The sequence below is a fragment of the Saccharothrix isguenensis genome (assembly GCF_052936305.1).
The window spans coordinates 5,151,958-5,174,777 of record NZ_CP193626.1 but is presented as its reverse complement, the minus strand read 5'-3'; the positions used below and the strand labels follow the sequence as shown (position 1 = coordinate 5,174,777).

Below are 22,820 nucleotides of genomic sequence, written 5' to 3'. Positions count from 1 at the left end.
CCGATGGCGACCGACGCCAACCTGCTGGAGTACCTGAAGAAGGTCAGCGCCGAACTGCACCAGACCCGCAGGCGGCTGCGCGAGGTGGAGGACGGTGCGCGGGAGCCGATCGCCATCGTCGGGATGAGCTGCCGCTATCCCGGCGAGGTCCGGTCGCCGGAGGACCTGTGGCGGATGGTGTCGGAAGGCTCCGACGCCACCGGTCCGTTCCCCCGGGACCGGGGCTGGGACCTCGACACCCTGTTCTCCGACGACCCGTCGCGGTCCGGGGCGAGCTACGTGCGGGAGGGCGGGTTCATCGCCGCCACCGACTTCGACGCGGGGTTCTTCGGCATCTCCCCGCGTGAGGCCGTGGCGATGGACCCGCAGCAGCGGATCCTGCTGGAGCTGGCGTGGGAGGCGTGCGAGCGGGCCGCCATCCCGCCGGACTCGTTGCGAGGCGAGCGGGTCGGGGTGTTCGTCGGCACGGGCGCCCAGGACTACGAGTACCTGCACGAACGCGACCCGGAGGGCACGGCCGCCTACGGGGCCACCGCCACGGCCGCCGCCGTGCTGTCCGGTCGCGTGTCGTACACGCTCGGGCTCGAAGGCCCGTCGGTCACCCTCGACACGGCGTGCTCGTCGGCACTGGTCGCGGTGCACCTGGCGGCCCAGGCCCTGCGGCAGCGGGAATGCGCGTTGGCGTTGGCCGGCGGCGTCACGGTCATCGGCACCCCCGGCGTCTTCGTCGCGTTCTCGAAGCAGAGCGCGCTCGCACCCGATGGTCGGTGCAAGGCGTTCTCCGACACGGCGGACGGCACGGGGTGGGGCGAAGGCGCGGGCTTGCTGGTGTTGGAACGACTGTCCGACGCCCGGCGCAACGGCCACGAAGTGCTGGCCGTGCTCCGCGGGTCCGCGGTCAACTCGGACGGCGCGTCCAACGGCCTCACCGCTCCCAGCGGCCCGTCGCAGCAGCGCGTGATCCGCCAGGCGCTCGCCAACGCCGGACTCGACGTCGGCGACGTCGACCTGGTGGAGGCGCACGGCACCGGCACCACGCTGGGCGACCCGATCGAGGCGCAGGCGTTGCTGGCCACCTACGGCCAAGGGCGTGACCCGGAACGGCCGCTGTGGCTGGGGTCGCTCAAGTCCAACATCGGGCACACCCAGGCGGCGGCGGGCGTCGGCGGCATCATCAAGGCGGTGATGGCGATCCGGCACGGCGTCATGCCGCAGACGCTGCACGTGACCGAACCGTCGTCGTTCGTGGACTGGCAGTCCGGCGCGGTGCGGCTGTTGACCGAGCAGCGGAGCTGGGAGACCGCCGAGCGGCCCCGCCGAGCGGGCGTGTCGTCGTTCGGCGTCAGCGGCACGAACGCGCACGCGATCCTGGAGCAGGCCGACCCGGTCGAACCCACCACCCCCGACCCCGACCCGGACGCCGTCACCTCGCCGGTGGTGCCCTGGGTGGTCTCCGCCCGTGGCGCGGGTGGGTTGGGCGAGCAGGCACGCCGACTGGCCGCCGTGGAGGGCGATCCCACCGACATCGCGCACGCGCTCGCGACCACGCGCGCCGCCCTGGACCAACGCGCCGTCGTGCTGGGCGCGACAGCGGCCGATCTGCGGGCCGGCCTGGCCGTCCTGGCCGCCGGCGGGGTGGCCGCCGGCGTGGTGCGCGGCTCGGTCCCGGGGCAGCGGACGCCCGGCATCGCGTTCGTCTTCCCCGGCCAGGGCTCGCAGTGGGCGGGCATGGCGGTGGACCTGCTGGACACGGCCCCGGTGTTCGCCCGTCGCATGGAGGAGTGCGCGCGGGCACTGGACGAGTTCGTGGACTGGGACCTGCTGGACGTGGTGCGCGGCGTGCCCGGCGCCCCGGGCTACGACCGGGTGGACGTCGTGCAGCCGGTGCTGTGGGCGGTGATGGTCTCGCTGGCGGCGCTGTGGCGCAACTTCGGCGTGGAACCGGACGCGGTCGTCGGCCACTCCCAGGGCGAGATCGCCGCCGCCTGCGTCGCCGGAGCCCTGTCCCTGTCCGACGGCGCGCGGGTCGTGGCCCTGCGCAGCCAGGTCATCGACGAGGAACTGGCCGGCCTGGGCGGCATGATGTCCGTTGCCGTGTCCGAAGTGGACGCGCGGAAGCTGCTGGTGGACTACCCGGACCGGCTGTCGCTGGCGGCCGTCAACGGACCGGGGTCGGTGGTGCTGTCCGGGTACGTCGACGCCCTGGCGGACCTGCACGCGCGGCTGGAGACCGAGGGCGTGCGGTCCAGGATCATCCCGGTCGACTACGCATCGCACTCGGTGTTCGTGGAGAGGACCCGTGAACGCCTGGCGGAAGTCCTGGCGCCGGTGCGTCCGCGCACGGCCGAGGTCGCGTTCTACTCGACCGTCACCGGCGGCGCGGTGGACACCGCCGGGCTGGACGCCGACTACTGGTACCGCAACCTGCGCCAGACCGTGCGGTTCGAGGAAGCGACCAGGGTCATGCTCGCGGACGACTTCGGCCTGTTCGTGGAGACGAGCCCCCACCCCGGTCTCAAGGTCGGCTTGGAGGAGACCTTCGCCGACGCGGGCGCGCGGGCCGCCGCCGTCGAGTCGCTGCGTCGTGACGACGGTGCGCTGGACCGGTTCACCTCGTCGCTCGCCGAGACGTGGGTGCGCGGCGCACCGGTCGACTGGACCGCGCTGCTCGCCCCGCGCACCGCCAGGGTGGACCTGCCGACGTACGCGTTCCGCCGCGACCGCTACTGGCTCGACGCGGTGCCGGGCGCGGTGTCCGACGTCGCGTCGGCCGGGCTCGTCGCCGCCGGCCACCCGCTGTTGAGCGCGATCGTGGTGTCCCCGGACGGCGGGGTCGTGCTGACCGGCCGGCTCTCGCAGACCTCGCACCCGTGGCTGGCCGATCACCGGGTGGGCGACGACGCCTACTTCCCGGGCACGGGGTTCGTGGAGCTGGCTGTCCGCGCCGGTGATCAGGTGGGTTGTGGCCTGATCGAGGAGTTGACGCTGTCCGCTCCGCTCGTCCTCCCGGAGCGCGGTGGTGTCCGGTTGCAGGTCGTGGTCGCCAAGCCGGACGACGACGGAACCCGCCGGATCACCGTCTACTCCCGGGACGAGGACGGACCCGACGACTTGCCCTGGACCGAGCACGCCGATGGTGTGCTCGGGGCCGGCACCGGCGTTCCCGAGGCTTGGCCGGCCGAGTGGCCGCCGGCTCAGGCCCGGCTCGTCGCGGTCGAGGGCTTCTACGACGACCTGGCCCACGTCGGCCTCGCCTACGGTCCAGTCTTCCGCGGTCTCACCGCCGCGTGGCGGTCGGGTGACGACGTGCTCGCCGAAGTGGCACTGCCCTCGGACTCGGCGAGCCGCTTCACGGTGCACCCCGCGCTGCTCGACTCCGCGCTGCACGCCGTCGCGCTCACCGACGTGGTCGGCGGTCGCACCGCGTTGCCGTTCACCTGGTCACGGGTCGCCCTGCACGCCGCCGGCGCCACGCGCCTCCGCGTCCGGATCACGCCCCTGGGCGAAGGCGCCGTGCGGGTGGCGGTGGCCGACGCGACCGGAGCGCCCGTCGCCTCGATCGACCGGCTGGTGCTGCGCGAGGTCGCGGACGCGCCGGCCGAGCGCCGGATCCACCACGACGCCCTGTTCCGGCTGGACTGGGTGCCGATCAGCACCGCCGAGACGGCCGTGCCGGGCGCGGTCGAGGTGTTCAGCCCACCCTCCGGACGCGACAACCACTCCGTGCACGTCGCCACGCACGAGGCGTTGGAGGTGCTGCGAACCCGGCTTGCCGATGGCGAGGCGACGATCGTCGTCGTGACCAGGGGTGCGGTCGCCGTCGCGGACGAAGGCGTGGACGACCTCGCGGGCGCGGCGGTGTGGGGCCTGGCGCGGTCGGCGCAGTCGGAGAACCCCGGCCGGGTCGTGCTGGTCGACCTCGACTCGGACGTCGACCTCGACACCGTCCTGCCGCACGTGCTCGCTTCCGGAGAACCCCAGGTCGCGGTGCGGAACGGTGTCGCGCACGCCCCCCGGCTCGCCCGCCTGGCACCCGACGCCGCGCCGCAGCTCGGCGGAACCGCGCTGATCACCGGCGCCACCGGCCTGCTCGGCGGGTTGGTCGCCCGCCACCTGGTCACCCGGCACGGCGTTCGACGGCTGGTCCTCCTGGGCCGGCGCGGCGCGGTGGCCCCCGGCATGGACGAGCTGGTCACGGACCTGCGGTCGCTGGAGGTCGAGGTGACCGTGGTGGCCTGCGACGCCGCCGACCGGGACGCGGTCGCCGCCGTGCTGGCCGACATCGAAGACCTCCGCGTGGTGGTGCACGCGGCGGGCGTGCTGGACGACGGCACCCTGTCCTCCCTGACCCCCGAACGCATCGACGCGGTGTTCCGCCCGAAGGTCGACGCCGCCCTGGTGCTGCACGAGCTGACCGCCGACCTCGACCTGGACGCGTTCGTGCTGTTCTCCTCCGCCGCCGGGCTGCTGGGCGCCCCTGGCCAGGGCAACTACGCCGCCGCGAACGCCTTCCTCGACGGCCTGGCAGCCCACCGCCGCGCCGCCGGGCTGCCCGCCCAGTCGCTCGCGTGGGGTTTCTGGGCGCAGGCCGGTGGCATGACCGGCGACCTGGACGACGGCGACCGCCTCCGGATGTCCCGCAACGGGATGCTCGGCCTGGCCACCGATGAGGGCCTGGCCCTGTTCGACGCCGCGCTCGGCGCGGGACGGGGCACGGCCGTGCCCGCCCGGCTGGACCTGGCCGGGCTGCGCGCCCGGGGCGGGACACCGCAGTCGATCCTGCGCGGACTGGTTCCCGTCGCACGGCGGACCGCCTCCGGTGGGCAGTCGGCCGACTCCTTCGCCGACAGCCTTGTCCGGCTGCCCGAGGCGCAGCGGCTGGACGCGGCCCTGGAACTGGTGCTCGACCGGGTCGCGGTGGTCCTCGGTTACGCCTCCGGCTCGGCCGTGGACGCCGACCGGGCGTTCCGCGACCTGGGTTTCGACTCGCTGAGCGCGGTCGAGTTCCGCAACCGGCTCGGCGAGGCGCTGGGCCGGCGGCTACCGGTGACGCTGGTGTTCGACCACCCCTCACCTTCGGCCCTCGCCCGGCACCTCGTCGACGAGGTGACCGGCGGCGTCGGTGGCACCCCTGTCGCCACGGTCGCCGCCCACGACGACGAGCCGATCGCGATCGTGTCGATGGCGTGCCGCTACCCGGGTGGGGTGGGGTCGCCGGAGGACTTGTGGCGGTTGGTGGTGGACGGTGTGGACGCGGTGTCGGAGTTCCCGGTCGATCGCGGTTGGGACGTCGAGCGCCTGTACGACCCGACCGGCGAGCGACCGAACACCAGCTACGTCAAGCGCGGCCACTTCCTCCACGACGCCGCGGAGTTCGACCCGGGGTTCTTCGGCATCAGCCCCAACGAGGCGCTGGCGATGGACCCGCAGCAGCGGTTGTTGCTGGAGACGTCGTGGGAGGCGTTCGAGCGCGCGGGCATCGACCCGCTGTCGTTGCGGGGCAGCTCGACCGGCGTGTTCACCGGGATGATGACGCACGACTACGCCGCCAACAGCAGCACCGGCGCGATCGCGTCCGGTCGGGTGTCCTACGTGTTCGGGCTGCAAGGCCCCGCCGTCACCGTGGACACGGCGTGCTCGTCGTCCTTGGTGGCCCTGCACCTGGCGATGCGGTCGCTGCGCGCCGGTGAGTCCTCCCTCGCGCTCGTGGGCGGTGTCGCGGTGATGGCGACCCCCGAGATGTTCGTCGAGTTCTCGCGGCAGGGCGGGTTGTCGCCGGACGGTCGGTGTCGGTCGTTCGCCGCCTCCGCTTCGGGTACGGGGTGGGGCGAGGGCTGTGGTGTGTTGCTGGTCGAACGACTGTCGGACGCCCGGCGTCTTGGGCACCCGGTGGTGGCGGTGGTGCGGGGGAGCGCGGTCAACCAGGACGGTGCTTCGAACGGGTTGACGGCTCCGAGCGGTGCGGCCCAGCGGCGGGTGATCGACGCCGCGTTGGCCGACGCGGGGTTGACCGGGCCGGACGTGGACGTCGTCGAGGCGCACGGGACCGCGACGACGTTGGGCGACCCGATCGAGGCCCAGGCGTTGCTGGCGGCCTACGGCCAGGACCGGTCGGAGCCGTTGTGGTTGGGGTCGGTGAAGTCGAACATCGGCCACACGCAGGCTGCCGCGGGCGTGGCCGGTGTGATCAAGGTGGTCCAGGCCGTGAACGCCGGTGTGGTGCCGGGGTCGTTGCACGTGGACGAGCCGTCGCCGCACGTGGAGTGGTCCTCGGGTGCGGTCCGGTTGGTGACGTCGACCCGTGAGTGGCCGGACGTGGACCGTCCGCGTCGGGCCGGTGTGTCGTCGTTCGGGCTCAGCGGCACCAACGCACACGTGATCATCGAGCAGGCGCCCGAAGCCCCGCACACCGTGCAGGACACCGTGCCGCTGCCCGCCGTGCCCCTGCCCGCCGTGCCGGTCGTGCTGTCCGGCAAGACCCCGGCGTCCCTGCGGGACCAGGCACGGCGGCTCCACGCGTTCCTCGCCGGTGAAGCCGGGACCCAGGTGCTCGACGTGGCGTACTCGACCGCCGTCCACCGCGCCGTCCACGACCACCGGGCAGCGGTGACGGCCGGGTCGCGCGACGAGCTGCTGCGCGGCCTGCGAGCCGTGGCGAACGACGAGACCGCCGGTCACGTCGTCCTCGGCTCGGCTCTTGCCCCCGGTGCGACGGCATTCCTGTTCACGGGTCAGGGTGCGCAGCGGGTCGGGATGGGTCGGGAGTTGTACGAGGTCTTCCCGGTGTTCGCTGCTGTGTTGGACGAGGTGTTGACGGCGTTGGACCGGCATTTGGCGGTGTCGTTGCGCGAGGTGATGTGGGGCGGGGATCAGGAGGGGCTCAACCGCACGGAGTTCGCGCAGCCGGCGTTGTTCGCGTTCGAGGTGGCGTTGTACCGGTTGGTGGAGTCGTGGGGTGTGCGGCCGGGTTTCCTGGTGGGCCACTCGATCGGTGAGCTGGCCGCGGCGCACGTCGCCGGTGTGTTCAGCCTGGCCGACGCCGCTGCCGTGGTCGCCGCCCGGGGACGGCTGATGCAGGCACTGCCAGGCGGCGCGATGCTCGCCGTGCAGACCGCCGAAGCCGACCTCCCGGAGGACCTGCGAGTCGACGTGGCGGCGGTGAACGGTCCGAACGCGCTGGTGCTCTCCGGCCCCGCCGACGCCATCGACGCCGCACAGGAGCACTTCAAGGCTCTCGGCCGCAAGAGCACCAGGCTCGCCGTGTCGCACGCGTTCCACTCCGCGCTCATGGAACCCATGCTCGCCGAGTTCGGGGCCGTGGTCCGCGCGGTGACCCTGTCGTCCCCCGACATCCCCATCGTCTCGTCCGTCACCGGTGACTCGACTGCCGACTGGTCGGACCCCGACTACTGGGTCCGGCAGGTCCGGGCGACGGTGCGCTTCGCCGACGCCATGGCATCCCTGGTCGGATCGGGCGTGCGCACGCACCTGGAGATCGGACCGGACGGCGTGCTCAGCGCGAGCGCGTCCGGCTACGTCGACGCCGCGTTCCTGCCGGTCCAGCGCAAGGACCGGGCCGAGGCGCGCCAGGCCGTCGCGGCACTGGCGGCAGCACATGCCCGCGGTGTCACGGTCGACTGGCGGGCCTTCTTCGCCCGGCGCGGAGCGTCCCTGGTCACCCTGCCCACCTACGCCTTCCAGCGGGAGCGCTACTGGATGATGGCGCAGGACTACTGGCGGGAGGCCTGGGCCGGCAGCGCGGCCGGGTTGGGAGACGTCGTCTCGGCGGGCCTCGACGCGGTGGACCACCCGCTGCTCGGCGGCGCCGTCGCCGCCCTCGACTCGGACGAGGTGCAGTTCACGGGCAGGGTGTCGCTCGCGGCGCAGCCGTGGCTGGCCGACCACGTCGTGGGTGACGTGATCCTGTTCCCCGGCACCGGGTTCGTCGAGCTGGCCGTTCGAGCGGGCGACCACGTCGGCGTTCCGCACCTGGCCGAGCTGACCGTGCAGGCTCCGCTCGTGCTCGCTGATCGCGGAGGGGCGGCGCTGCGGGTGGTGATCGGTGGGTCCGCCGGGACCGAAGGCAGGCCGGTGACCGTCCACTCCCGTGCGGATGGCGCGGACTCCTGGACCAGGCACGCCGTCGGGCTGATGACCGACAACCCCGTCACCCCGGGCAACACCGGCGCGTGGCCGCCTGCCGGTGCGGAGCCGCTGCCGCTGGACGGTTTCTACGACTCCTTGGCCGACAACGGCCTCCGGTACGGCCCGGCGTTCCGCGGTATGCGAGCCGCGTGGCGGGTCGGTGACGACCTGTGCGCCGAGGTGGCGTTGCCGGCACGGCCCGACCGCTTCCTCACCCACCCCGCACTCCTCGACGCCTGCCTGCACCCGCTGGGCCTCGTCCAGGACGACGTCCGGCTGCCGTTCGCGTGGACCGACGTCGCCGTGCACGCCACAGGCGCGACCACGGTGCGGGTACGCCTGTCGCCGGCCTCCGGCGGCGGGGTCGGCGTCGCCGTCTCCGACATCGCGGGCGAACCGGTACTGTCGGTGGGCTCACTCGTGCTGAGGGAGCCGGTGGCGTCCGAGCTGACCACCGCACGCACCGGCTCGCTCTACACCGTCACCTGGTCACCCGTCCCGGTCGCGGAACCCGTACCGGACGTGGACGTGCACGTGGTCGACGTCCGGCCCGGCAACGACGCCGAGTCGGTCCGGGCAGCCGTCCACCACGCGGTCGAGCAGGTCCGAGCAGCCGACGACCGGCCACTGGTGTTCCGCACCCGAGGCGCCGTGGCGGTCGACGGCGAGGACGTCACGGATCTCGCCGGAGCGGCCGTCTGGGGCCTGGTGCGTTCCGCCCAGTCCGAGAACCCCGGCAGGTTCGTCCTCGCCGACTGCGACGCGGCGGACGTCGGACTGGTCGTGGCCTCCGGAGAGCCGCAGGGCGCGGTGCGCGACGGTTCGGTCCGGGCGCCCAGGCTGGTCCGGTCGACCCCTGAACCCGCTGCCACCACCGCCTTCGAGCCGGCCGGCACCACCCTGATCACCGGTGCGACCGGCGCCCTCGGCCGGCTCGTGGCCCGTCACCTGGCGGCCACGGGCGTGCGCAACCTGCTGTTGGTGGGCAGGCGCGGGGCGGATGCCGAAGGCATGGCCGACCTGGTGGCGGACCTGACCGGGCTGGGCGCGCTGGTGGACGTCGTGGCCTGCGACGCCGCCGACCGCGACAGCATGGCGGCCGTCCTCGCGGCCATCCCGGCGGACCGTCCGCTGCGCGGCGTGGTCCACCTGGCGGGCGTCCTGGACGACGGCGTGGTGACCGCCCTGACGCCCGAGCGCGTGGACGCCGTGCTGCGTCCCAAGGTGGATGCCGCACTGGTCCTGCACGAGCTGACGCGGGGCCTGGATCTGACGGAGTTCGTGCTGTTCTCCTCGGCTGCGGGCCTGCTCGGCAACGCTGGACAGGGCAACTACGCCGCCGCCAACGCCTTCCTGGACGCCCTGGCCACGCACCGCCGTGCGCACGGACTTCCCGCGCGTTCACTGGCGTGGGGGCCGTGGTCGGTGGACGCCGGCATGGCGGACGCGGCGGTCGGGCAGCGGCTCGCCGGGTCGGGCGTGCACGGCCTGACCGCGACCGAGGGCCTGGCCCTGTTCGACGCGGCGGCGGCCGTCGACCACGCCGTGGTGGCGCCGATCCACCTCGATCCGACGGCGCTCGGCGCGGTGGACGACCTGCCGCACGTGCTGCGCGGGCTGGCCCGCACCAAGGCCCGGCGCGACGCGGGCACGGTGGCGGGCCTGGCGCACCGGCTGACCGGCCTCGGCGGCGAGGACCGGCACGCGGCGCTGGTCGAGTTCGTCCGGGAACAGGCCGCTGCGATCCTCGGCCACCCCGACCCGGACTCGGTGGAACCCGAACGCGCGTTCAGCGAACTGGGGTTCGACTCGTTGAGCGCGGTGGAGTTCCGCAACGCCGTCAACCGGGCCGGCGGACTGCGCTTCCCCGCCACGATGGTCTTCGACCACGCCAACGCCGTGGCCCTGGCCGAGGCGATCGCCGAGACGCTGACCCCCGCCGAACACCCCGACCCCTCAGCCATGGACACACGAGACACGGACACGGCAGACCAGGACGAGCGGCTCCGCGTCGTGCTGCGGTCGGTGCCGATCGAACGGCTGCGCGCCGAGGGCCTGGTCGACCGGCTCCTGTCCCTGGCCGAGGACGTGCCGGGATCGGTCGATCGCGCCGATCTCGACACGATGGCCGCCGACGACCTCATCGCCCTGGCCATGGGGCACGCCGACACCGAGAGCCGACCGCGCTAGACCTGTTCGGGCAGTCGCCGACGGGCACTTCTCCTAGGGGCGCTTAGGGGTGGGGAACCCGCGGCGGCGTGAATAGCGTCGGTGATCAAGGCTCCCCTCTGCACCGCAACGGAAATCCGCGACCGAGAAGGTGGTTCCGATGACCGATCCCGTCCGCGCGGTGCCGCACACCAGCGAGCCGCCGACCTTCCCCTTGGCCAAGAAGTGCCCGTTCAGCGCCACTCCCGAGTACGAACGCCTGCGCGCCGAGGCGCCGGTGACGAAGGTGCGCATGCCGGTGACCGGCGAACCCGCGTGGGTCGTGGCGACGCACGAGCTGGTCAAGGAAGTGCTCAACAGCCCGACGATGAGCTCCAGCTGGAAGAACCCCGGCTACCCGCACCAGGTGCCGCTGTCCGAGGAGTTCCTGAACACCATGGAACTTCCCCTGCTGGCGCTGGACCCACCGGAGCACACCGTCCGCCGCCGGCTGCTGATCCCCGAGTTCACCGTCAAGCGGATGCAGGACCTGCGCCCCGCGATGCAGAAGATCGTGGACGAGCGGATCGACGCCATGCTCACCCGGGGCGGACCGCTCGACCTCGTCCAGGAGCTGGCGGTCCCGGTGCCGACCCTGCTGTTCGCCGAGCTGATGGGCGCGCCGCCGGAGGACTCGGTGATGTTCCGCAAGCACGCCGAGGCGACCATGACGCGGGGCATCGACGGCGAGACGCTGCACCAGCTCCAGGTGCGGATGGAAGAGCACCTGGACGAGCTGGTGACGCGCAAGGAGAGCGAGCCCACGGACGACCTGCTGAGCCGGATCATCGCCAAGAACCGCGCGGAGGGGAGTCTCGAACACCACCAGATGGTGGCCATCGCCCGGATGCTGATGTTCGGCGGGTTCGACACCGCCGCGAACATGATCTCCCTCGGCACCCTCACCCTGCTGCGCCACCCCGACCAGCTGGCGCAGGTCCGGCGCGACCCGTCGCTCATGCCCAAGGCCATCGGCGAACTGCTGCGCTACCTCAGCATCAACGACTCCGCGAGCGGACGGGTGGCCACCGCCGACACCCGGATCGGCGACGTGCTGATCCGGGAAGGCGAGGGCGTCGTCCTGCTCTACGGCTCGGCGAACCGCGACGAGACCGTGTTCGCCGACGGCGACACCTTCGACATCCACCGGGACACCAGGAGCCACGTCGCGTTCGGCGGCGGCATCCACCAGTGCCCCGGCGCGAGCCTGGTACGGCTGGAGCTGGAGGTCGTGTTCAACACCCTGTTCTCCCGCATCCCGGAGCTGCGGCTCGCCGTTCCGTTCGAGGAGCTGTCCTTCAAGGACGACGCGCTGGTCTACGGCATGTACGAAATGCCGGTGACGTGGTGAGCGCGCTGGGCGTCGAGGTCGACCGCGAGCGGTGCGTCGGCATGGGGCAGTGCGTGTTCACCGCCCCGGAGGTGTTCGGACAGTCCGAAGAGGACGGTCGGGTGGTGGTGCTGGAACAGCGGCCCGCCGAGGAACTACGCGAAGTCGTGGAGGAGGCCGCCGAGGTGTGCCCGGTGACGGCCATCGTGCTCAGGACGCAGGAAGGTGCACAACGATGAGTGACGCGGTCGTGCTCGGTGGTGGTCTGGCCGGGATGCTGGCGGCTTCGGTGTTGGCCCGCCACGCCGACACCGTCACCGTCGTGGACAGCGACGTGTTCCCGATGGTCCCGGCGCCCCGGCGGGGGCTGCCGCAGGGCAGGCACAGCCACATGTTCATGGCGGGCGGGGCGGAGGCGCTGGACGACCTCCTGCCCGGCACGGTCGACGCCCTGGTCGCGGGTGGCGCCAACCGTCGCGGCATGCCGTGGGGGATGCTGACGCTGTCGGCCGGCGGCTGGTTCCCCCGCCACCACGGCGACGCCTACATCCTGGTGTGCAGCCGTGACCTCACCGACTACGTGGTGCGCGAGCGGGTGGTGGAGGACCCGCGCATCACGGTGGTCGAGGCGACCTCGGTGGTTGGCCTCGTCGGTGACCGCGAGCGCGTCACCGGTGTCCGCGTCACGTCCGAGGCCTCCGAGCGGGTGCTGCCAGCGGACTTCGTCGTGGACACGACCGGCCGACGATCGAAGGCGCCGGACTGGCTCGCCGAGCTGGGCGTCGACCCGGTCGAGGAGGAGCACGTCGACTCGGGACTGGCCTACGCCACCCGGCTGTTCACCGCTCCGGACGGCGTGAGCCCGAACCTGCCCGCGGTGCTCGTGCAGCCGCGGGCGGGGACGGGGGAGCCCGGTCGGGGCGGCACGCTGTTCCCGATCGAGGGCAACCGGTGGATCGTCACGATGACCGGCACGCGCGGCGCCGAGCCGCCCACCGACGAGGAGGGCTTCGCCGAGTTCGCCCGCGCCCTGCCGCACCCGGTCATCGCCGACCTGTTCGCGCGGGCCGAGCCGATCGGGCAGGTGCGGGGGTACCGGGGGACGGTGAACTCCCGGCGCTACTACGAGCGGTCGGTGATGCCGGAGGGGTTCGTCGTGCTGGGTGACGCGCTGGCCGCGCTCAACCCGGTCTACGCGCACGGGATGTCGGCCGCCGCGCTGCAAGTGACGGCGTTGCGGGACGAGCTGGACAACACCGGGTTCAAGCCGGGGTCGAGCGCGGCGGCGCAGGCGGCGGTCGCCGGCCGGGTGGAGGTCCCGTGGGCGATGGCGTGCGACCAGGACTCGGCGTTCCCCGACGTCCGCACGAACCGCGCCCCGGCCGAACCTCCCAGCCCCGAGCAGCTGGACTTCATCGTCCGAATGGGACAGACGGCGCTCAGCGAGCCGGAGGTCGCCAACGCGCTGTTCGGCGTCTACACCCTGACCGTGCCGCAGGAGGAGATGATCACTCCGCGGGTGCGGGACCTGGTGCTGCGCGGGCCGTCCGCGCCGCCGCTGACGGCCGAGGCGGCCCTGGCGAACTTCCCGGAGTTCGGCGACCTCCTCTGAGCTTCCCGCCCGTGCCGACGCAACGTGCTTCCAGACTTCCACACAACGCCAAGGGGTTCTCCGGTGAGCGGTGACAGCCTTCCCGACCGGTCGCACGAGCCGAGCCCGTCCGACCGCGAGGTCCCGTGGGTGGTGTCGGCGGCGGGCGCAGCCGCGTTGCGCACGCAGGCGGCGCGGTTGCGCGCTCGTGCCGACGAGGCTGACGTGCGGCCCGTCGACATCGGTCTCTCGCTCACGTACCGGTCGTCCCTGCGGCACCGCGCGGTGGTCATCGGGACGGACCGGGCGGCACTCCTCGACGGGCTGGCGGCGACGGCGGTGGGCGGATCGTCCAACGCCGTCGTCTCGGGCGTGGTCCCGGGTGAGCCGCGGGTCGTGCTGTCGTTCCCGTCCGGACAGGACGTGCTCGCGCACGCACCGGCCCTGCTCGACGCGCACCCGGTGTTCGCCGCGCGGATGGCGGACTGCGCGCGGGCGCTGGCGACGCTGGTGGAGTGCGACTTGATCGAGGTGGTGCGCAGTGGCGAGCCGCCGGCGGATCTGGTGGACGCGGTCGTGTGGGCGGTCCAGGTGTCGCTGGTGGAGCTGTGGCGGTCGTTCGGGGTCGTGCCGGACGCCGTGGTGGGCGACGGTGGCGGGACGGTCGCCGCTGCCTGTGCGGCGGGTGTGCTGTCACTGCCGGACGGGGCACGGATCGCCGCGGTCCGGTCGAAGCTGCTGGCGGCGGGTGTGCGGTCGACGCCGGCGATCCGGGACGCGATGGCCGGGATGCTCGCCGGCGTCCGCCACCGGTCCGGTCGGGTTCCCGTGTACTCCGCCGTCACCGGGTCACGGGTGGACGCGCTCGACGTCGACCACTGGTTCCAGGGCCTGCACGAGCCTTCGCAGCTGTCGGAAGCCGTGCGCGCCGCTGCCGACGACGGCCACGACCTCGTCATCGGCATGGGCTCCGGCGGGTTCCTCGCGGGGCTCGCCGAGGCGTGGGTCCGGGGCGCGCCGGTCGACTGGGCCGCGTGGTTCCACGGCGCCGGCGCGGTGCCCGTCGACCTGCCCACCTACGCCTTCCAGCGCAAGCGCTATTGGTGGGACGCCGTGTCGCCGCACGGGGACATCACCACCATCGGCGTGGACCCCGTGGACCACCCGTTGCTGCGGTCCGTCGCCGAGCTGGCCGACGGCCGGGGACACCTGCTCGCGGGCACGTTCGCCCTCCGGACCCACCCGTGGCTCGCCGACCACGAGGTCTCCGGCACGGTCCTGCTGCCCGGCACGGCGTTCGTCGACCTCGCCCTCTGCGCGGGGGAGAAGGCCGGCGTCCCGGCGGTGGCCGAGCTGACCCTCCAGGCCCCGCTCGTCCTGCCCCAGGACGGCACGGTGCGGGTGCAGGTGCTCGTCGGTCCGCCGGAGCCGGACGGCTCCCGACCGGTGACCGTCCACTCGCGGGTCGCGGACGAACGGTGGACGCGGCACGCGGTCGGCGTGCTGACCGAGGCTGCCGCCGCAGCTGCCACCGATCCGAGCCCCTGGCCGCCACCGGACGCCACTCCGCTCGACCTCGAAGGCGCGTACGACGTGCTCCGCGACGCCGGCTACGCGTACGGCGAGGCGTTCCGCGGCCTGCGCGCGGCCTGGCGGCGTGGTGGGGAGCTGTTCGCCGACGTCGCGCTGCCCGAGTGGACCCACGCCGACGCGGCCCGCTGCGGCGTGCACCCCGCGCTGCTCGACGCGGCCCTGCACACCGACCTGGTCGGCACGCCGCTGGACCGGCCCGTGGTCCCCTTCGCCTGGACCGGCGTGGCGCTGCACTCCTCCGGCGCGACCGCACTGCGGGTGCGCCTCAGCCCGGCGGGCCAGGACCGGACCGCCATCACCGCGACGGACGAGGCCGGACGACCGGTGCTCTCGGTGGCCTCCCTGGTGGCACGCCCACTGGACGGGCTCGCGGCGCGGCGGCGAGGGGAGTCACCGCTCGGCTTGGTGTGGACCATGTTCCCGCGTCCGGACTCCACGCCCGCCGGGCGGTGGGCCGCACTCGGCGACTCCACCCCGCTCAACCTCCCCGCACACCACGACGTGCCCGACGCGGACGTGGTGCTGTGCCCGGTCACCCCTCCCCACGACGACGTGCCCGCCGCCGTGCGCACAACCGCGGCGCAGGTGCTGGCCCACATCCAGCAGTGGCTCACCGACGACCACCCGGCCCGACTGGTGTTCGTCACGACCGGTGCGATGGCGACCGCGCCGGGGGAAGCCGGCGACCTCGCCGCAGCCCCGGTGTGGGGCCTGGTGCGCGCCGCCGAAGCCGAGCACCCGGGCCGTTTCGGCCTGGTCGACACCGACTGGTCGCCCGAGTCCACGGCCGTCTTCGCCGACGCCCTGGCCGCCGACCAACCGGAATTCGCCCTGCGCAACGGTGAGATCCGCGTCCCGAGAGCCAGGGAGCTGGCGGAATCGGACGCCGGCCCGCGACTGGACCCGGACGGCACGGTGCTCGTCACCGGAGGCACCGGTGGCCTCGGCGCCCTGGTGGCCAGGCACCTGGTGACCGCCCACGGCGTCCGACGCCTGGTGCTCACCAGCCGCCGCGGCCTCGACGCACCGGGAGCGCCCGGACTGCGCGACGACCTCGCCGCGCTCGGCGCCGAGGTCTCGGTGGTCGCGTGCGACGTGTCCGACCGCACCGCCGTCACCGCCCTGCTCGGGACGATCCCCGCCGACCACCCGCTGACCGGCGTCGTGCACTCGGCGGGCGTGCTCGACGACGGCGTGGTCGAGTCGATGACCCCGCAGCGGCTCGACCGGGTGCTCACCCCCAAGGTGGACGCCGCCTGGCACCTGCACGAGGCGACCAAGGACCTTCCGCTCGCCCTGTTCGCCCTGTTCTCCTCCGCCGCGGGCGTGCTCGGCGCGCCCGGACAGGCCAACTACGCCACCGCGAACGTCTTCCTCGACGCGCTCGCCGCCCACCGCCACGCCGCCGGGCTCGCGGGCACGTCCCTCGCCTGGGGCCTGTGGAATGCCGGCAGCGGCATGGGCGAGTCGCTGACCGAGACCGATCTGGCCAGGCTGAAGCGCCAAGGCTTCCCCGCGCTGTCACCGGAAGCGGGCCTGGCCCTGTTCGACGCGGCCTCGCGCGCGGACGCGGCGCTGGTCCTTCCGCTGGCACTGGACCTGCCGGCGCTGCGCGCCCAGGCCGCCGCCGGCGTGAGCCAACCGGCGTTGCGCGAACTCGTGCACGTCCGACCGGCTCGAACCGCTCACGGCACGGCTCTCGCCCGCCGCCTCACCGGCCTGGGTGACGCCGACCGCGACCGCGCCCTGCTCGACCTCGTGCGGGCGCACGTGGCCACGGTCCTGGGCCACCCCGCCCCCGACGCGATCGACCCCGACCGCGCGTTCTCCGAGCTGGGGTTCGACTCCCTGGCGGCCGTCGAACTGCGCAACCTCCTGCACGCCGACACCGGCGAACGCCTGTCCGCGACGCTCGTCTTCGACCACCCGACCGCACGGGCGGTCGCCGAGCACCTGCGCTCCCGCACCACCACGGCACCGGTGCCGGAGGCGCCGAGAGCCGTCGGCGTCTCGGACGAGCCCATCGCGATCGTGGCCATGGCGTGCCGCTACCCCGGCGGCGTGCGCTCGCCCGAGGACCTGTGGCGGCTGGTCGCCGAAGGCGTCGACGCGACCACGGAGTTCCCCGTCAACCGGGGGTGGGACGTCGACGGGCGCTACGACCCGGAACCGGGCGTCCCCGGCCGCACCTACACCCGGCGAGGCGCGTTCCTGCACGACGCGGGGGCGTTCGACCCGGACTTCTTCGGCATCTCGCCGGCCGAGGCGGCGGGCACGGACCCGCAGCAGCGGCTGCTGCTGGAGCTGTCCTGGGAGCTGTTCGAACGCGCGGGCATCGACCCGGTGACGCTCCGGGGCAGCGACACCGGTGTGTTCACGGGTCTGATGTACCACGACTACCCGTTGGCGAGCGCCGTCGGCTCGATCGTCTCCGGCCGGCTGGCCTACACCTACGGACTGGAAGGCCCGGCGATCTCGCTGGACACGGCGTGCTCGTCGTCGCTGGTCGCGCTGCACCTGGCGATCCGGTCGCTGCGTTCGGGGGAGTGCGGGCTCGCCCTGGTCGGCGGCGCCACCGTGATGGCCACGATGGACACGTTCGTGGAGTTCAGCCGTCAGCGGGGGCTGTCCCCGGACGGGCGGTGCCGTTCGTTCGACGCCGACGCCGACGGCACCGGGTGGGGCGAGGGCGCAGGGCTGCTGCTGGTCGAACGGCTGTCGGACGCGCGGCGCCTCGGGCACCCGGTGCTGGCCGTCGTGCGCGGCAGCGCGGTCAACCAGGACGGCGCGTCCAACGGCCTCACCGCGCCCAACGGTCCGGCCCAGCAGCGCGTGATCCGCGCGTCGCTGGCCGACGCCGGGCTGACGACGTCCGACGTGGACCTGGTGGAGGCGCACGGCACGGCCACCACGCTGGGCGACCCGATCGAGGTCCAGGCGCTGCTCGCGACCTACGGGCAGGACCGGCCGGAGCCGCTGTGGCTCGGCTCGGTCAAGTCCAACATCGGCCACACCCAGGCCGCCGCCGGCGTCGCGGGCGTGATCAAGGTGGTGGAGGCCATCCGGCACCGCACCATGCCCGCGACGCTGCACCTGACCCGGCCGTCACCACAGGTCGACTGGTCCGCGGGCGCGGTGGTCCCGCTCACCGAAGCCCGGCCGTGGCCCGGAACGGACCGGCCGCGGCGCGGCGCGGTGTCGTCGTTCGGGATCAGCGGGACCAACGCGCACGTGATCGTGGAGGAGCCGCCGGTGGGCGACCGGCTCGCGCTGCTGTTCACCGGGCAGGGGTCGCAGCGCGTCGGCATGGGCCGGGACCTGCACGAACGGCATCCCGTGTTCGCGGAGGCGTTCGACTCCGCGGCAGCCGAGCTGGACGCCCACCTGGACCGCCCGCTGCGGGAGGTGGTGTGGGGGACCGACCAGGCCGTCCTGGACCTGACGCAGTTCGCCCAGCCCGCGCTGTTCGCGGTGGAGGTGGCGCTGTTCCGGCTGGTCGAGTCGTGGGGCGCCGCTCCGGACTACCTGGCGGGCCACTCCATCGGCGAGTTCGCCGCCGCCCACGCCGCGGGCGTGCTGACCCTGCCCGACGCGGCCAGGCTGGTCGCCGCTCGCGGTCGGCTCATGGGTGCGCTGCCGGTCGGTGGCGCGATGCTCGCCGTGCGCGCGGCGGAAGCGGACGTGGTCGACCTCTGCGGCCCCGATCTGGCACTGGCGGCCGTGAACGGGCCGGAGTCCGTCGTCCTCGCGGGCACGGCGGAGGCGGTCGTGGAGGCAGAGGCCCGGCTCGCCGACCGCAAGACCAAGCGGCTGCCCGTGTCGCACGCCTTCCACTCGCCGCTCGTGGAACCGGCGCTCGCCGAGTTCACCGCGGTGGCGCAGTCGGTGTCGTACCACCAGCCCCGGATACCCGTCGTCTCGACCGTGACCGGTCGGCTCGCCGAAGACCTGCGCGACCCCGCGTACTGGGTGCGCCAAGCGCGCGACACCGTCCGGTTCGCCGACGCCCTGCGGACCCTGGCCGCCGAAGGGGTCTCCCGCTTCGTGGAGCTGGGACCGGACGCGGCACTCGCGGCGGTGGGGCCGGAAACCGTGGGCCACGGCGCGTTCGCGGCGGCCGTGGACCGTCGTGACCCGGACGCGCTCGACACCGCCCGGGACGTGCTGCGAGTGCCGGCCAGGCCGGTGGGCCGGTGGTTCCCGCTGCTGGTGTCGGCACGGTCCGCCGAAGGGCTGGCCGACCAGGCGCGCGGGCTGCGAGCCGCGGTCGCCGACCACCGGCCGCTCGACGTGGCGTTCTCGGCGGCGACGACCAGGGTGGCGATGCGGCACCGCGCGGTCGTCGTCGGTGCGGATCGGGACGACCTGCTGCGCGGCCTCGACGCGGTGGCGGCCACCGACCCCGTGCGGGAGGGCGCGCTCGCGTTCCTGTTCACCGGGCAAGGGGCGCAGCGCCTCGGGATGGGCCGCGAGCTGCACGGGGTGTTCCCGGCGTTCGCCGAGGCGTTCGACGCGGCGCTGTCCGAAGTGGACCGCCATGTGGATGGTCCGCTGCGCGAGGTCGTGTGGGGTGCGGACGCAGAACTGCTGAACCGCACGCGGTTCGCCCAGCCCGCGCTGTTCGCGCTCGAAGTGGCGTTGTTCCGGCTGGTGGAGTCGTGGGGGCTGCGACCGGACTTCGTCGCGGGCCACTCCGTCGGCGAGTTCGCGGCGGCGCACGTGGCGGGGGTGTGGTCGCTGGCCGAAGCCGCCGAACTCGTCGCCGCACGCGGCCGGTTGATGCAGGCGCTCCCCGGAGGGGGAGCCATGATCGCGGTAGCCGCCACCGAGGCCGACGTGCTGCCGCTGTGCACGGACCGGGTCGGCTTGGCGGCGGTCAACGGGCTGAACGCGGTCGTGTTGTCGGGCGCGCAGGACGCGATCACCGAGATCGCCGCCCGGTTCACCGCCGAAGGGCGCAAGGTGAAGCGGCTGGCGGTGTCCCACGCGTTCCACTCGCCGCTGATGGACCCGATGCTGGCCGATTTCCGCGCGGTCGTGGCGCGGGCCGTGGCCGCCGAGCCGTCGATCCCGGTGGTGTCGACGGTCACCGGGGAAGTGCTCCGGGAGTGGGGTGATCCCGACTACTGGGTGCGCCAGGTGCGCGAGCCGGTCAGGTTCGCGGACGCGGTGGCCGCGCTGGACCGCGCCGGTGTCGGCACGTACCTGGAGCTGGGACCGGACGCCGTGCTCACCGCGATGGCCGCGGGCACGGTGTCGGGTGCCTTCGTGCCCGCGCTGCGCCGGGACCGCGACGAGGAGCGGGAACTGGTCACCGCCCTGGCCACCGCGCACACCCGCGGCCATCCGGTGGACTGGTCCTCGTTCTTCGCCGAGCGCGGTGCGCGCCGGGTCGACCTGCCCACGTACGCCTTCCGGCACCGCGAGTTCTGGTCGGACGCGGTCGGCACCGGTGGCGGTGCGACGTCCATGGGCCAGGCGTCCACCGAGCACCCGCTCCTCAGCGCGGTGGTCGACCTGCCCGAGACGGGTGGCGCGGTGCTCACCGGGCGGCTGTCGACGGTGGCGGCGCCCTGGCTCGCTGATCACGCGCTGTTCGGCGTGCCGGTGTTCCCGGCGTCGGGCCTGGTGGACTTCGCCCTGCACGCGGGTGCGCTGGTCGGCAGCCCGGTCCTGGCCGAACTGACCGTCGAACGGCCCTTGGCGCTCGCGCACCCGGTGTCGGTCCAGGTGGCCGTGGGCGCGGCTGTCGACGGCGGGCGACCCGTGACCGTCCACTCCCGACGTGAAGGCGGCGAGTGGGTCCGCCACGCCGCCGGTGTGCTCACCGCTCAGCCGTCGATGCCGGAGCCGATCACCCCATGGCCGCCCGCCGGGGCGAGCCAGGTCGGGCCGGGCGTGTGGCGGCACGACGAAGACCTCTTCGCCGAGGTGGACGTCCCGGCGGACCTCGAACCCGACCGCTACGGCCTGCACCCCGCCCTCCTCGACGCCGCGGTGCGTCTGGTGGAGACCGGCGAACCGGTCCTGGCCCGCCGCTGGGGCGCGGTCACCCTGCACGCCGCCGGCGCGTCGGCGATCAAGGTCCGGGTCAGCCCGCTCGCCGACGGCGTCCGCGTCACCGCCCACGACTTCGACGGCGCTCCGGTCCTCACCGCCGACTCCGTGGTGTCGACCCCGGTGGAACGCGATGAGGTCGCGGTGCCCGAGACCGGCACGCCGTCGCTGTTCGGACTGCGGTGGGACGTGGCCGACCACCAGCCCGCCCTCGACCCCGCACCGCTGGTCACCCTGGACGAAGCCCGCGTCGGCGAGGTCCCGGACTTCGTCCTCTACGCGTGCCCGAACCCGTCCGGCGCGGCCCCGGAGGCGGCGTGGTCGGTGACCCGCGACGTCCAGGCCGTGATCGAGGAGTGGCTCTCCGACGAGCGGTACGCCGACTCGACCCTGGTCGTGGCGACCGACCGCGGTGTGGTGATCGAGGACAGCCCGATCACCCTGGCCCAGGGGCCGATCTGGGGCCTGTGCTGGTCGGCCGGGGACGCCAACCCCGGCCGGTTCCTCCTGGTGGACACCGACGACACCCCGGAGTCCGCTGCCCTGCTGCCCGCCGTCGCCCGGTCCGGCCTACCCGTGGCCGGCCTGCGCGGCGGCCGAGTGCTGACGCCCCGCCTGCTGCCCGTGTCCGGCGCGGCCCCACCCCCGCCGTGGCGGCCGGACGGCACCGTCCTCGTCACCGGCGGCACCACCGGGCCGGGCGCGCTCCTGGCCCGGCGCCTGGTGACCGCCCACGGCGTCCGCAGCCTGGTCCTGACCGGTCCGGACGACCCCGACCTGGTGGCCGACCTGACCGCCGAGGGCGCCCGCGTGACCGTGGGGGACGACGTGGCGGCGGTCCTCGCGGCAGTCCCGGCCGAGCACCCGCTCACCGGCGTCGTCCACGCCGAAGCGGCGGACGACCCCGCGCCGGACGGGCCGGCCTCCGTCGACCTGGTCGACACCGTGGTCCGCTCCCGGATCGGAAGCGCCTGGCGCCTGCACGAGCTGACCCGCGACGCGGACCTGACGGCGTTCGTGCTGCTCTACAGCGCGGGCGGGTTGCTGCCAGGCCCAGCGCAGTCCGTGTGCGCCGCGGCGAACGTCTTCCACGACGCGCTGGCCCGCCACCGCGTCGCCCAGGGCCTGCCTGCCCTGTCCATCGCCCTCGGACCGTGGAGCGCGGCCGGTTCACCCGGGTTGAGCACCGCACACGCCTTCGCCCTGTTCGACGACGCGGTCGGCCGGCCCGACCCCGTGCTGATGCCGATCGTGCTCGACCAGGTGGCCGCACACGCCGACCGGCCCGACGCGAAACCCTCCCGTGCCGACACCGCACGCGGCCTCCGCGCCCGCATCGCCGAGCTGACCGGCGACGAGCGCGACCGCGCCCTCCTCGAAGTGGTGCGCACGCACGTCGCCGCGGTCCTCGGTCACCGGGGCATCGACACCGTCGGTCCCGACCAGGCGTTCCAGGAACTCGGGTTCGACTCGCTGGCCGCGGTGGAACTGCGGACGAAGCTCGTCACGGCCACGGCGCTCGAACTCCCGGCCACCCTGGTCTTCGACCACCCGACCGCACGCGCCGTGGCAGCCGTGATCGCGGAAGGGCTCGCCGCCGGACCGACCGACCCGCTGCGGCCCGTGCTGACCGAACTGGACCGGCTCGACGCGCTGCTGGACGACCTGACCGCGGTCAACGGCGACCACGGCCGGGTCTCGGCCCGCCTGGAAGCCCTGCTCCGCCGGTGGCAGGAGGGGCACGGCGGGAACGACGACCGGAACGCGGCCGACCTCACCGCCGCGACCGACGAGGAACTGTTCGACGTACTCGATCGCGAACTCGGGATGTCCTGAGTGGACCCCCGCGAGGAACGGTGACCTGGCGATGGCAAACGACCCCGTGGCACAAGACCC

5 protein-coding genes are annotated in these 22,820 nt (G+C 73.9%); all 5 read left to right on the top strand.

Features of this window, described 5'->3' with window-relative positions:
* The first annotated feature begins 3 nt into the window (after positions 1-3).
* The gene (locus ACRAKI_RS23055) at positions 4-10,335 is read left to right on the top strand and encodes an SDR family NAD(P)-dependent oxidoreductase (RefSeq protein ID WP_447002580.1); all 10,332 of its coding nucleotides are present in this window, start codon (positions 4-6) and stop codon (positions 10,333-10,335) included.
* A 139-nt stretch (positions 10,336-10,474) separates the two neighbouring features.
* A complete protein-coding gene (locus ACRAKI_RS23050; protein WP_447002579.1) occupies positions 10,475-11,704 on the top strand; it encodes a cytochrome P450 in 1,230 nt (409 codons plus the stop codon).
* The gene (locus ACRAKI_RS23045) at positions 11,701-11,922 is read left to right on the top strand and encodes a ferredoxin (protein ID WP_447002578.1); all 222 of its coding nucleotides are present in this window, start codon (positions 11,701-11,703) and stop codon (positions 11,920-11,922) included. The genes ACRAKI_RS23050 and ACRAKI_RS23045 overlap by 4 nt, the downstream gene beginning before the upstream one ends.
* Positions 11,919-13,295 (top strand): FAD-dependent oxidoreductase, encoded by a 1,377-nt coding sequence (locus tag ACRAKI_RS23040; protein WP_447002577.1) that lies wholly within the window; start codon positions 11,919-11,921, stop codon positions 13,293-13,295. Before ACRAKI_RS23045 ends, ACRAKI_RS23040 begins: the two co-directional genes overlap by 4 nt.
* A gap of 63 nt (positions 13,296-13,358) precedes the next feature.
* Entirely contained in the window at positions 13,359-22,760 is a 9,402-nt protein-coding gene (locus ACRAKI_RS23035; RefSeq protein ID WP_447002576.1) for an SDR family NAD(P)-dependent oxidoreductase, read from the top strand.
* Positions 22,761-22,820: the final 60 nt, after the last annotated feature.